The sequence below is a fragment of the Synechococcus sp. UW106 genome (assembly GCF_900474015.1).
Lineage (GTDB): Bacteria > Cyanobacteriota > Cyanobacteriia > PCC-6307 > Cyanobiaceae > Parasynechococcus.
Genome location: NZ_UCNV01000009.1, coordinates 453,415 through 465,994, shown reverse-complemented (window position 1 = coordinate 465,994; position 12,580 = coordinate 453,415). Strand labels below are relative to the sequence as shown.

Sequence of the window (12,580 nt, the reverse complement as noted above, 5' to 3'; positions counted from 1 at the left end):
ACTCTAAGACAACGTTTCTAAACCCTCACTAAATGCCATGTACTTCAATCAATCCCTGAGAGGAACCAACGAACCACAAGAGCCATTTCTCGATGCTGATGGCGACGGTTTTGTTGATGGAAGTGCTAATTACAAATTAGTAAAAGATGGCGTCGCCATCAATCTAACCAATCGGCGGGGACGCACCTTCTCAGATCAAACCAACGGAACCTGGGATGCCATTAAGGCCGTTGATTTTAACTCCGGCTTCAAGGTTCTCCTGGCCGGCTCTAACCGGAAAAGCGGACAATTTCGCGTCTGGGACGTAAACTCTACTGGTGTCATCTCCTCTCTCTCCAGCTGGATATCAACAACTCAAGCTCTTGAAGAAGGATGGGAATCTCTCTTTGGCGATATCATCCAACCCGATGGAGTGATCGGCAGCCCAGACTCCGGAACACCTGCACCTGAGCCAACCCCTACTCCAGAACCTGAGCCAACCCCTACTCCAGAACCTGAGCCAACCCCTACTCCAGAACCCTCTCTCGATGCTGATGGAGACGGTTTTGTCGATGGAAGTGCTAATTACAAACTAGTAAAAGATAGCATCGCCATCAATCTGACCAATCGGCGGGGACGCACATTCTCAGATGAAACCAACGCAACCTGGGATGCCATCAAGGCCGTTGATTTTAACTCCGGCTTCAAGATTCTCCTGGCCGGCTCCAACAATAAAAGCGGACGATTTCGCGTCTGGGACGTCAGATCTACTGGTGTCATCTCCTCTGCCTCCAGTTGGCTATCAACAACTCAAGCTCTTGAAGAAGGATGGGAATCTCTCTTTGGCGATATCATCCAACCCGATGGAGTGATCGGCAAACCATCTAATGATGGCTCTGCAATCTTTCATATTACTGGCACCCCAGAGGTTGATCAAACTCTTCGAGCAGATCTCATAGCCAATGACCCAGACGGAAATGGAACATTCAGCTATACCTGGCAATCATCGAACGACCTTGAAAGCTGGGCAAGTATTGGCTCAGGAGAGACCCTTGATGTAACATATTCATTACAAGGAAGACACATTCGAAGTGTAATTTCGTACACAGATGGTGAAGGATTTGAAGAAGAATTCATAAGCGATGTCGTCACAATCAGCTCTGACGACGATTACAGTTCGGACACCAATACATCTGGATCAATAGATATTGGATCAAGTAGTTCAGGAATCCTTGAAATAACAGGAGATCAAGACTGGTTCGCTGTCCAACTGGAATCGGGCGAACGGTACCAATTTGATCTTATCGGCAGCAGTCTGGAAGATCCTTATCTCTATTTACATGATGCTGAAGGTAACCTCCTCAGGGATGACGATGACGGTGGAAGCGGACTCAATTCACGAATCACATTTGAAGCCAACGACGATGGACGTTATTTCCTGGGCGCAGGTGCTTATTCCGACGCTTACGCCGGCACTTACACCCTTTCAGCAACACAACTTGCCCCACCTGATCTTGGCTTCAACCCCACGGACGGTTTCGGCCATGTAAATGCCAAGCGTGCTTTCGAAAACCTTCTTGACATCTCCCTTTCGAACCAACCTGAGCTGGGTGGAAATCTATGGGGTCTTGACAACATCAATGCCCCAGAGGTTTGGGCCGGAGGAGATGGCTTCGGCGGCGTGACCGGCGAGAACATCACCATCGCGGTGATTGATACAGGCGTTGACAGCAACCACAGCGAATTCAGTGGTCGTATCGTGGCGGGTTACGACTTCGTTGATGACGACACCACAGCCGAAGATGGCAACGGCCATGGAACTCACGTAGCAGGCACCATCGCTGCAGCAAACGATGGAAAAGGGATCACCGGAGTGGCTTACGACGCTTACATCATGCCAATCCGAGTGCTTGACGATCGTGGTTATGGCTCATTTGCCGACGTCATCGCAGGCATCCACTGGGCTACAGACAACGGTGCCGACGTCATCAACCTCTCCTTAGGTGGTGGCTACTACAGCCAGTCCATGTTCGATGCAGTGCAACACGCTTCCGAAAATGGATCTGTCGTGGTTATGGCTGCAGGAAACGAGTATGCCTCAGCCCCGGGATATCCCGCTGCCCATGCTGTCTCTTACGGGTTGGCCATCGGAGCGGTAGACCAAAACAAAGGAATGGCCGATTTTTCGAACCGAGCAGGCAGCATCGAGATGGATTACGTCACAGCACCGGGAGTAGACATATATTCGACCTCTCTTGGGGGCGGGTACTCCCTTTTGAGTGGCACATCCATGGCCGCCCCTCACGTCGCAGGCGTCGCCGGACTTCTTAAAAGTCACGACAGCAACTTAACGGCCTCTGCAATCGAAACACTGCTTAGCCAAAGCGCCAGCAATGCAACATCCAATTCCAATTTAGGCTTAGAAAACACTACATCGGCGATAAAATCTAGCAATTTTACTGCTGACCTTAGTCAGGTAATCACGCTGGAAACGCTGGACAACTTCAGCTCAATTGAACTGAAAGACCCCCTGATCGGAAACCTCAGTGGCAACCGCGAGGAACGGAAGATCACATTCGACTCTATTAATCGAAAAGTTGATCGTGACCACGAAAACTATGCCGACCTGAACAGCTTTGAAACACTCAATCCAAGCGAAAATTTATTCAGCAGCCTCGACTTCCACAACTCGATCAACATCGACCCGAAAGACACACTTCGCGAGTTACTCATGAGCAAGCAATTCGACTACTTCGAATTCGATCAAACAATCATGGCTATCTAAACAATCCACTACCTCTCATGTCCCGTGTCGCTTTGATTGGAACCGGATTGCTAGGGACAGCTATCGGTCAACGACTGATGCAGGAGGGAATCGAAGTGGCTGTTTGGAACCGCACCGCAGAACGATCTCAATCCCTGTTGGATGCCGGCGCCAAAGCAATCACCAAGCTCGAGTTTGCCGCCGAAAGCTGTGGAGCCATCATCACGGTGCTCCGAGACGGCCCTGTTACTAAAAAGGTGGTTGCCGAGCTGGGTGACCTGGCCGGAAGATGCGTGATTCCTATGGGAACCATGGGGGTTGCTGAGATCAGTGATCTAGGCAATCAGATTCAGCAACAGAATGGTCGATGCCTTGAAGCACCGGTCCTTGGGAGCAAGCCTCAGGCCCTCAGTGGCACCCTTCTGGTGATGGCAGGAGGAGAGGCAACCGACTTCGCACAACAGCAAAGCCTCTTGACGTGTCTCTCTGAACAACCGATACATATTGGCCCCGTTGGCAGCGGCGCTGCCACCAAGCTGGCCCTCAATCAATTGATCGCCAGCCTTACCCATAGCTTTTCCCTTTCCCTTCAACTGATCCAACGGGCCGGTGTCCCTGTGGAGACGTTCATGAATATCTTGCGAACGTCAGCGCTGTACGCCCCCACCTTCGACAAAAAGCTGCAACGGATGCTTGATCACAATTACGCCGATCCCAACTTCAGCACCGCCTTGCTGCGCAAAGACCTACGCCTGTTCCTGGAGGAAGCCACAACCGCTGGCCTCCAAGAGCATGGGCTCACCGGTTTGCTCAGCCTGCTTGAGCAAGCCAAAGGCACCGACCTGGACGACCAGGACTACTGCGCACTGCACGAGCTCACCGTCTTGCCATGAGTCAACGCACCGCGATTGCTCTGCTCTCAGGAGGCCTGGATTCTGCCACAGCTGCAGCTCTTGCAATTGAAGCCGGCGATTGTGTCATCGGCCTTTCCTTCGACTATGGCCAGAGGCATCGCCGCGAATTGAACGCCGCCACTGCCGTCGCAAAGCACCTTGGATTGGCGGAACACCACTGCATCGCTGTGAATCTGGCCAGCTGGGGGGGCTCGGCGCTCACCGATGCAACGATCAGCATTCCGACCGAAGGTGTGGGAGAAGGAATCATCCCCACTACCTATGTGCCCGGCCGCAATACGGTTTTCATTGCAGTCGGACTCAGCCTGGCGGAAGCCCGAGGCGCCGAACGGCTGGTACTTGGCGTGAATGCTGTCGATTACTCCGGCTATCCCGACTGTCGCCCCGACTATCTCGACACGTTCCAAGAGCTTGCGGCTCTGTCAAGCAAATCAGGGCGAGAAGGTCGTGGCACCCAGCTGTGGGCTCCCTTGGTGCACTGGAGCAAAACGCGCATTGTGCAAGAGGCACTACGCCTGGGCGTGCCGATCGAAACCACATGGAGCTGCTACCGCGGAGGCAGCTCTCCCTGCGGCGTGTGCGACAGCTGCCGCATCCGTGATGCGGCACTGCGAGAGGCAGGACGGACGGACCTCTGCAGCCAAGCGATTGAATGATCAGCCCACAGCGGTGTGAACTGCCCTGGCAGGAGCCCCAAGCCATGGCCCGAATCCTCAGGGCCAGGCATGGAGAACAAGGCCTGGTGTGGCTGGATGGCGACGGAAGTGAGCTGGGCAGATGGGCAACCCTGGCCGTCGCCCCCCAGGAGATCATCTGCTGCCGGGGCCTCCCCGGAGAACCAGGAGCGACCAATCCCTTCAACGCTCTGCGTGGACTAGCCCCAGGACATTGGTGCGGCTGGCTGAGCTACGAAGCCGCCGCTTGGGTGGAACCAGGAAACCCCTGGGCCAGCGATGGCATGGCCACGCTTTGGATCGCCCGCCACGATCCGGTGCTGCGATTTGATCTCCAACAGCGCAAGGTGTGGATCGAAGCCACCAGCACAGCTGCTCTGGAGAGCCTGGCCCAAAAATTGGTCACTAGCGCTCAGCAACCCAGGGCCGAGACCGTATCGATTCCGCTCGCAGCATGGCGTCACCACACGACAACAGAGCAGTACGCCGCAGGCGTGCAACGCATCCGTGATCTGATCGCAGCCGGCGATCTCTTCCAGGCCAATCTCACGGCGTGTTGCAGCACAGCCTGGCCCCAGGAAAGCAGTGCCATTGAGCTGTTTCTCACCCTGCGTGACGCCTGTCCTGCCCCTTTTGCAGGACTGATTATCAGCGATCAAAACGAAGCGTTGTTGTCCTCTTCACCGGAGCGATTTCTGCAGGTGAGTGCCCAGGGAGCCGTGCAAACCCGGCCGATCAAAGGCACCAGGCCGCGCCATTCCGAACCCGAACAGGATGCGAACCTCGCCGCAGAACTTGTCTGCAGCGACAAAGACCGCGCGGAGAACGTGATGATCGTCGACTTGTTGCGGAATGACCTCGGTCGTACCTGCCAGCCGGGTTCGATCCAAGTTCCCCAACTAGTGGGCCTCGAAAGTTATGCCTCAGTGCATCACCTCACTTCGGTTGTGGAGGGACAACTGAAAGCCGGGTTGAGTTGGGTCGATCTCTTGGAAACCTGTTGGCCTGGGGGGTCGATTAGTGGGGCACCCAAACTGCGGGCATGCCAACGTCTGCATGAGCTCGAGCCCACCAGTCGCGGTCCTTACTGCGGATCACTCCTCCGAATCGACTGGGATGGCAGCTTCGACAGCAACATCCTGATCCGATCTCTCCTGCGACAGGGCGACACCCTCCGAGCCCATGCTGGCTGCGGGATTGTGGCCGACTCGGATCCCCTCTGCGAAGCGGAGGAGTTGATGTGGAAACTGCAGCCGCTGCTGGAGGCATTGACATGACCTCATCCATTGCCTGGATCGATGGCCAATGGGGAACTGCAGCAAGCCTGAAGCTTCCCCTCGACGACAGGGCCCTGCTCCTGGCCGATGGCCTCTTCGAAACAGTGCTGATCCGCAACGGCCAGCCACAACTTTTGCAGGAGCACCTGCAGCGATGGAGCGACAGTGCTGCGCGACTGAGCATGGATGCACCTCCCGAGCGCGACACGCTGGAGCCTCTGATTGAAGACGCGGTTCAACGCAGCCAGCTAAACGAAGCCGATGGAGCCCTGCGGCTCAACTGGAGCCGTGGCAGCACACCCCAGCGCGGAATCGTGCTTCCAGCCTCAGGACACCACCGCTTTTGGCTCACGCTCCAGCCCTGCACGCCGACGTTTTCACCCATCAACACCATCACCAGTCGCCATGAGCGCCGCAATGCCTCCAGCCGGCTGAGCCATTGCAAAACATTCGCCTACGGACAAGCCATTCAGGCCCGTAGGGAAGCGCAGGAGGAAGGGGCTGACGATGCTCTGCTTTTGAACACTGCTGGGGCCATGTGCTGTGGAACGGCAGCCAACCTGTTGATCCGGCGTCGCGGACAGTGGCTCACACCAGCACTCTGCAGCGGCTGTCTTCCGGGCGTGATGAGGGGCCGCGCTCTGAGCCAGGGCGTTGCAGTGGAAACCAATCTGGAGGCCGAGTTCGAGGCAGATGATCAGGCCGTTCTAATCAACAGCCTCAGCTGTCGACCGATCGCATCCCACAACGGCAAACCCTTGGCTGCAATGACTGGTGCATTGGAGGTTTGGCAATCCCTGCTGCACTGATCAGGATGAGGCAAACGGCTTGGCCATGGCACTGCAACGTGACCTCAGCCTCACCAACCTGATCTTGGCGGTGGTGACCGGCACCATCGGTTCCGGTTGGCTGTTCGCGCCTTACTTCACCGCCAAACTCGCGGGGGGAGGAAGCCTTCTGGCGTGGAGTGTGGGCGGATTGATGGCCTTCCTGCTGGCACTCGTTTTTGCAGAGCTGGGATCGGTTGTCCCCAGTTCCGGGGCACTGGCGCAGATTCCGTTGCTGAGCCACGGGCGCCTGTCTGGATTCATCGGAGGCTGGGCCGTCTGGCTGTCGTACGTCGCACTTCCAGCGGTTGAACTGCTGGCTCTGCTCGAATACCTCTCATCGAGCCTTCCTTGGCTAACCGTCCAGCACAACGATGGCGAAGAACTCAGCCTTGCTGGTCATGCCGTGGCAGTGCTGCTGCTGATCCTGCTCTGCTGGATCAATCTCAACGGCGTCCGTAGCCTTGCGCGGTGGATCGACAACCTCACCTGGTGGAAGCTGATTGTTCCAGTGGGCGTCGCGATCACTCTGATGCTGATTAGCGGTCACTGGGGCAACCTGCGACTTCCTGTAGGTGGAACACAGGGCGCCGATGTTGTTAAGGCCGTTGGCAGTGGTGGAGTGTTGTTCAGCCTGCTGGGCTTTCGCACCGCCATGGATCTGGCCGGGGAAGCGCGCAGGCCCAGTCGCGATGTGCCCCTCGCCATGGGGCTCGGCTTGGGAATTTGTCTAGCGATTTATCTGTTGCTGCAGCTCAGCTTTCTGGTCAGCGTTCCTCCTGATCAGCTAACCAACGGCTGGCACAGCCTCAGCCTGAGCGCCCATGGAGGCCCCATCGTTGCTCTCGCCATGGGGCTCGGTCTGAGTTGGATGGTCACCCTGCTGCTGATTGATGCTGTCGTGTCTCCAGGAGCGACAGCCCTCACATATGTCGGTGTCTCAGCCCGAATCAGCTGGATGATGGGGGAATGCGGGCTCGTCCCTAAAGCTCTAGGGCAGCTGAATCGCCAAGGGGTTCCCCACGTTGCACTGATCCTGAGCACCCTGGTTAGCGCCCTAATGCTGGCGGTAGGCCCTGGGTGGCAGAGCATCGTGAGCTTTCTCACCTCCACGTTGATCATCGCTCTAGCCACTGGCCCGATCAGCTTGATGGCGTTGCGGCGACAGCTCCCGAATGCCCCCCGCGGCTACCAACTCCCCATGGCGTCATGGTTGTGCCCCCCGAGCTTTGTGATGGTCACCTGGGCCATCAGCTGGTGTGGACGAAGCGCCCTTGAAGGAGCTGTGCTCTGCATCGGCATTCCAACGCTGCTGTTCGTCGCCCATCGCCGCTGGAAGGGCATCGACATGGACGTTCGTTCGGCCCTCTGGTGGCCGCTGTACTTAGGACTTCTGGTGCTGAACACCGAGCTCTTTGGCGACGGAGGTTTGCTGCCACTACCGCAGGCGGGGCAACTGCTGGTACTGGCGGGCATAGCACTTGGCGTTATGCCCTTAGCGGTCTTCTCCGCCCTGGCCGAAGCATCTCCCCACGCCCAGCTGGAAAGCACCTCCACGACCTAGATCCTGAGAATCCAGCGCACAGCCTCATCCCAACCGGTGGCATGGGGGGCGCCGGCCAACTGAAATCGTCCTGCAGCGATGCCGGAACACAACTCCGGGTGGGGGCCATCGGGCCCTGGAACAACAACAGCGACATCGGCCACCTCGAGCAGCGGCAGATCGTTGGGGGAATCTCCCAAAGCCAAGACCTTCACCTGCTGAGCACCCAAATGTCGCTTCAGGGTTGCCAAGGCCTTGCCTTTGCTGATGTCAGGGCCCAACAGATGCCCCATGCGATTGCCCTGCACCACCGTGAGATCCATCCGCTGCGCTAAGGCTTCAAGTCGGCGCCGCCCCTCCGCCGAGGGCGGAACGAACGGCACACTGCAGCAACGCCGCTGGGCCTGGCGCAAGGACTCGCCGCCGAGCCCCAACAACTGCTGACCTTCTTCCTCGCTGAGTTCATCCAACGGACGTAGCGGCTCACCCAACTCACGCTGGAGATGCTGCAACTGGGGTTTCAGCTCCGTCCAACCAGGGCCCAGCGGCAACTCCCAGGCATCCCCCTCAGGGGTTTCACCGTGCACGGCTCCGCCGTTTTCAACGATGTATGGATCATGAAGCCCCGCTTCTGCGCGAAAGGCACGCACCTCCTCCGCCGTTTTACTGGTGCACGGAATCACAGGAATCCTGCGCTCTTGCAGCTGGCGGATCAGATCCTTTGCGGGAGACCAATCGTAGGTGTGATCCAGCAACGTGCCGTCGAGATCGGTCACCACCCACCACGTCAACTCGACCTTCGCGGTCATGGCTGAACCAACCAATGCACCGCATAAGGCTCTAGCGAATGCAACTGATGTGGTGCGAACACATGACCGCTCAGGCAATCGGCCCATGGCTTGTTCACATCACCCCCCAAGCGGCCGAGGCGCAAGCTCAGCCGCGATGCCGTCATGTTGTGAACAGCCACCAACGTTTCCCCCCCATAGGAACGCTGCAGGATGACGCGATCAAGGCGATCACCGCTCAGCACCTGCATGGGGGCATCAGGATGCAAGGCCAGATGAACAGCCCTTTCGGCAAGCGCCCGCTTCAGCACCGGAAGCAGCGCCGATGCATCGGCATCAGGATCCGCCAGGCGTCGCTCCAAGGCCTGGGCTGTGAATTGAGGCCGGTTGAGATCCCGTCGATGACCCGTTCGACGAAAACGAGTTAGATCATTGGGAGCCGCCAAAAGCGCCGGCAGATAGAACGCGGGAACCCCTGGCAAGGCCAGGATCATGAGTTGGGTAAGCAGAAACCGCTCCCGTTGGAGATAGGTGGGATCAATCCCCCCATCCGCCATGGCACTCCACCAACTGATGTTGATCTCGTAGGGAACTTCTTCACCAGAACTGAGCATCCTGTGGCTGACCAATCCACCCCGTTGCTCACAGCCGATCAACAGTTGAAGCAAACGTTTCTGGGACATCAGTCCCTCCAGCGGCCTTAAGCCGATGCCGTCATGACAGGCGGTGAAGTTGAGCAACCCCGTCTGCTGCGGAAGGTCGGGCCATCGACTTAACCAGGCATTCAGGAGATCGGCGCGGCCACTGACGCTGGCCTCCAGCAGCAAGGGTGGCAGTGGAAAGTTGTAAGCCAGATGCGCTTCATCACCACTTCTCAGGTACGAAAGGTTTTCCTGCTCCGGCACGTTGGTCTCGGTGACCACAACGCCATCCGGTCCCACCTGATCGAGGAGCAGGCGAAGCACCTGGACTAGTTGATGCGCCTCAGGCAGATGAATGCATGAGGTATATGGCTGCTTCCAGACAAAACCCACTGCATCCAGACGGATCCAACGCACCCCATGCCGGGCCATGCGCTGCATCAGACGGGCAAAGCCCAGCAGCACCTCCGCACTGCGCCAGTTGAGATCCACCTGATCCGGGCCAAAGGTGGTCCAAACCTGACGCGCACCTTTTGGCCCCCTCAACTGCGTGAACAGATTGGAGCTGCGGGGACGAACGACATCCGACCAACAGGGATCGGGCGCAGCCTCCAGCACACAACAGCGACCGGGATCTTCATCCCGCATGAACTGCTGCACCCAAGGATGAGACGCCGACACATGATTGAGAACGAGATCGGCCATGAGCCGTCTCCCCTGGGCCAGGGCGGCCAGGTCGCTCCAATCGCCGAAACGCTTCTCAAGGGACGTGTAAGTGGCCACCGCAAAACCTCCATCACTGGTGGATTGCAAGAACGGCAACACATGAATCACTGCTGCAAAGGGGTGCAGATGGCGATTCACAAAGGACTTCAAGGCTTGCAGACCAGGCACACCGTCATCACCAATCGTGTCGGCATAGGTGATCAAGACCACAGCGCGGCCATCCCAACGCTCAACACGTCGCGCCGGATCTGTCTCGGTATCGCCATCTGCAGACGATTCGCTCAAGATCTGCAGCAATTGCGACGACAACTCCTTGCCATCCCCGGAAGAATCATTCGGGTACAAATTGCCAAGCAGGTTCCGCAGCGTCTCTTCGCGCGGGGGCTGCATTGCCTTCCTCCTCAACACCGTTCAGGTATGGGGCAGGACTCTGACCTCTGTTGTTGCATCGAACACCACATGGATTTTCAGCAGGGCCTGATCAGCACCGTTCACGACTACAGCTTGGGCAATCTTGATGCAGTTGCCTTTAACCATGAACTGAGTCAGCGACCAACCACTCTGCTGATCCCCTGCCTGATGGAGGAATTCAGCCGCCCGGCCCTCGGCCTGATCCGAGAAACGCTCTCTGGATTAAAGGGCCTCAACGAGCTAGTGGTGGCGCTGGCGGCCAGTAGCCCCGAAGACGTCAACACAGCAGAAAAGTTTTTTGAAGGGATGCCGTTCCCCGTACGGGTGCACTGGACCAACGGCCCCGCGGTTCGCGAGCTGCTCGAATCCGTCGGCGAGCTGGGGCTCGATGTAACCGGGCCACCAGGCAAAGGATGGGCCGTCTGGCAGGGGCTGGGGGTGGCTTGCCAAAACGCTGAGGTCGTTGGCCTGTTCGATGCTGACATCAGAACCTTTGGATCGGCGTATCCGGAGCGCATGCTTCGCCCTCTGCTGGATCGATCCCACGGCATTGCCTACGTCAAAGCCTTTTACAGCCGCCTGTCCCTTGAAACCCAAGCGCTTCAAGGCCGCGCCACACGCCTGTTTGTCGGCCCGTTGCTCGCGAGCCTGGAACAGATTTTCGGGCCTCTCCCTTACCTGGCCTATCTGCAGTCGTTCCGTTATCCCCTCGCTGGTGAATTCGCCTTTACGAGCGATTTGGCCATGAATCTGCGCATCCCATCGGACTGGGGGCTGGAGGTTGGCCTGCTTTCGGAGGTGTACCGCCATGTGGCCTCCAGCCGAATTGCCCAGGTTGATCTCGGGCTGTTCGACCACAAGCACAAGGAGTTGGGCCATCAACCGACTGAAGGCCTGCAACGCATGGCTGGCGAAATCTTCGGCACCGTATTGCGTGGACTGATGGAACACGAAGGCTGCGTGATGTCGATGGACCAACTTCCAACGTTGGAGGTGCTCTATCGGCGGGTTGGAGAAGATCGGGTCCGTCAGTTCGGCCTCGACTCAGCTATCAACCGACTGCCCTACGACCGTCATGGCGAAGAACTCGCTGTTCAGAACTTCGCAAGCCTCTTGCGGCCTGGCCTTGCAAAACTGATGCAGGCACCCATTGCGCATCAACTGCCCAGCTGGTCACGACTTCGCAGTTGCAATTCAGCTCTACAGGCTGATCTGGCTGAAGCTGGACAAGCTGATCGAAGATCTCTGAAACGACCTAACCACAACCCACAACGCTTGGCCTCTGAGCTGGCTGCCTAAAGCCAGGCGATACAACTTCAGCCCAACTGCTCACGCTGCCGCGTCACCCAAGCCGTTGCAGCCCGTTGCGAGTGCCAGGCCTGAAGCAATTGCTTAGCCAGTACCTGCAGTTGCTGTGCATCAAGCGTTGACTCAATGGCTCGATTCATCCGCTCAACATCGAACTGCTGAGTAACACTCAAGCTGACTTGCTCCTCCATTTTTCAATCCCTCAAATCGACGGAACAATCATGCGCAGGAGCAAGCAAAAGAATTGTTTCATTTGAAACGGAAGGCCATCTTTGTGTCGATCCAAACGTTGAACAAAATTCTGCAATTAAAAAGCCTTGGGCAGAATGGTGATGGTGGTTACAAAAATGACTCGATCTGTATCAACGCATCTGTACCAAATCTAAAGCCGTGCTGATTCGGTGATCAATCAAACACTTTACTTGCGCTAAGAACACGAGATTGGCATGATTCAATATGCTCACAATGATTGAGTGCGTTTATCAAAACGACACCAGCCGAATGGTGATCGTGAAATGCATTGGCAAAGACCACTTCTATCGAGAGAAGGTGGTGATGCCAACGGAGGTCTTCTGGTTCGAAGCACCTCAGGATGCGCGCTTGGAAATTTGGAAAATGTCGATGACGGGGCAGATGCTGCATGTGCGAGCCGATGTCAGTGACTACGCCACAGATGAAGAGCCTGCCAGGGAATCACTTTGGGCCAGCTGAACTGACCCGGATGGATT

11 protein-coding genes are annotated in these 12,580 nt (G+C 57.0%); 8 read left to right on the top strand and 3 right to left on the bottom strand.

The window, feature by feature from the left end; translation table 11 throughout:
- Nucleotides 1-37: 37 nt before the first annotated feature.
- The 6 genes from DXY30_RS09985 to DXY30_RS09960 are packed head-to-tail and all read left to right on the top strand — an operon-like array spanning nucleotide 38 to nucleotide 7,999.
- A complete protein-coding gene (locus DXY30_RS09985; RefSeq protein WP_115094779.1) occupies nucleotides 38-2,764 on the top strand; it encodes a S8 family serine peptidase in 2,727 nt (908 codons plus the stop codon).
- A gap of 17 nt (nucleotides 2,765-2,781) precedes the next feature.
- Nucleotides 2,782-3,636: an NAD(P)-dependent oxidoreductase gene (locus DXY30_RS09980; protein ID WP_115094778.1), complete on the top strand. Its 855-nt coding sequence runs from the start codon at nucleotides 2,782-2,784 to the stop codon at nucleotides 3,634-3,636.
- Complete coding sequence (gene queC, locus DXY30_RS09975) at nucleotides 3,633-4,313, top strand: 7-cyano-7-deazaguanine synthase QueC (protein WP_115094777.1); 681 nt, start codon at nucleotides 3,633-3,635, stop codon at nucleotides 4,311-4,313. The genes DXY30_RS09980 and queC overlap by 4 nt, the downstream gene beginning before the upstream one ends.
- Nucleotides 4,310-5,608 carry an anthranilate synthase component I family protein gene (locus DXY30_RS09970; protein WP_115094776.1) on the top strand — a complete coding sequence of 433 codons (1,299 nt, stop codon included), beginning with the start codon at nucleotides 4,310-4,312 and terminating at the stop codon, nucleotides 5,606-5,608. The genes queC and DXY30_RS09970 overlap by 4 nt, the downstream gene beginning before the upstream one ends.
- The gene (locus DXY30_RS09965) at nucleotides 5,605-6,417 is read left to right on the top strand and encodes an aminotransferase class IV (RefSeq protein WP_115094775.1); all 813 of its coding nucleotides are present in this window, start codon (nucleotides 5,605-5,607) and stop codon (nucleotides 6,415-6,417) included. Before DXY30_RS09970 ends, DXY30_RS09965 begins: the two co-directional genes overlap by 4 nt.
- Before the next feature lie 25 nt (nucleotides 6,418-6,442).
- Nucleotides 6,443-7,999, top strand: a complete 1,557-nt coding sequence (locus DXY30_RS09960; protein WP_115094987.1) for an APC family permease — start codon at nucleotides 6,443-6,445, stop codon at nucleotides 7,997-7,999.
- Here the strand turns inward: DXY30_RS09960 and DXY30_RS09955 are convergent.
- Complete coding sequence (locus DXY30_RS09955; protein WP_115094774.1) at nucleotides 7,996-8,787, bottom strand: HAD-IIB family hydrolase; 792 nt, start codon at nucleotides 8,785-8,787, stop codon at nucleotides 7,996-7,998. The two genes, DXY30_RS09960 and DXY30_RS09955, sit on opposite strands and share 4 nt — an antisense overlap.
- Entirely contained in the window at nucleotides 8,784-10,523 is a 1,740-nt protein-coding gene (locus DXY30_RS09950) for an alpha-amylase family glycosyl hydrolase (RefSeq protein ID WP_115094773.1), read from the bottom strand. The genes DXY30_RS09955 and DXY30_RS09950 overlap by 4 nt, the downstream gene beginning before the upstream one ends.
- A gap of 69 nt (nucleotides 10,524-10,592) precedes the next feature.
- On the opposite strand from DXY30_RS09950, the gene DXY30_RS09945 reads away from it, so the two are divergent.
- On the top strand, nucleotides 10,593-11,843 hold the full coding sequence (locus tag DXY30_RS09945) for a glycosyl transferase (protein WP_115094986.1): 1,251 nt from the start codon (nucleotides 10,593-10,595) through the stop codon (nucleotides 11,841-11,843).
- Nucleotides 11,844-11,860: 17 nt separating this feature from the next.
- On the opposite strand, the gene DXY30_RS14595 is transcribed toward DXY30_RS09945, so the two are convergent.
- A complete protein-coding gene (locus tag DXY30_RS14595) occupies nucleotides 11,861-11,992 on the bottom strand; it encodes a hypothetical protein (RefSeq protein ID WP_256359553.1) in 132 nt (43 codons plus the stop codon).
- 325 nt (nucleotides 11,993-12,317) lie between these two features.
- Here DXY30_RS14595 and DXY30_RS09935 point away from each other — a divergent pair, with 325 nt between their 5' ends.
- On the top strand, nucleotides 12,318-12,563 hold the full coding sequence (locus tag DXY30_RS09935; protein ID WP_170951223.1) for a DUF1830 domain-containing protein: 246 nt from the start codon (nucleotides 12,318-12,320) through the stop codon (nucleotides 12,561-12,563).
- Nucleotides 12,564-12,580: the final 17 nt, after the last annotated feature.

Coding starts and splice junctions, on each gene's coding strand:
- DXY30_RS09985 (WP_115094779.1), top strand. CDS start 38: ATGTACTTCAATCAATCCCTGAGAGGAACCAACGAACCACAAGAGCCA.
- DXY30_RS09980 (WP_115094778.1), top strand. CDS start 2,782: ATGTCCCGTGTCGCTTTGATTGGAACCGGATTGCTAGGGACAGCTATC.
- queC (WP_115094777.1), top strand. CDS start 3,633: ATGAGTCAACGCACCGCGATTGCTCTGCTCTCAGGAGGCCTGGATTCT.
- DXY30_RS09970 (WP_115094776.1), top strand. CDS start 4,310: ATGATCAGCCCACAGCGGTGTGAACTGCCCTGGCAGGAGCCCCAAGCC.
- DXY30_RS09965 (WP_115094775.1), top strand. CDS start 5,605: ATGACCTCATCCATTGCCTGGATCGATGGCCAATGGGGAACTGCAGCA.
- DXY30_RS09960 (WP_115094987.1), top strand. CDS start 6,443: ATGGCACTGCAACGTGACCTCAGCCTCACCAACCTGATCTTGGCGGTG.
- DXY30_RS09955 (WP_115094774.1), bottom strand. CDS start 8,787: ATGACCGCGAAGGTCGAGTTGACGTGGTGGGTGGTGACCGATCTCGAC.
- DXY30_RS09950 (WP_115094773.1), bottom strand. CDS start 10,523: ATGCAGCCCCCGCGCGAAGAGACGCTGCGGAACCTGCTTGGCAATTTG.
- DXY30_RS09945 (WP_115094986.1), top strand. CDS start 10,593: ATGGATTTTCAGCAGGGCCTGATCAGCACCGTTCACGACTACAGCTTG.
- DXY30_RS14595 (WP_256359553.1), bottom strand. CDS start 11,992: ATGAATCGAGCCATTGAGTCAACGCTTGATGCACAGCAACTGCAGGTA.
- DXY30_RS09935 (WP_170951223.1), top strand. CDS start 12,318: ATGATTGAGTGCGTTTATCAAAACGACACCAGCCGAATGGTGATCGTG.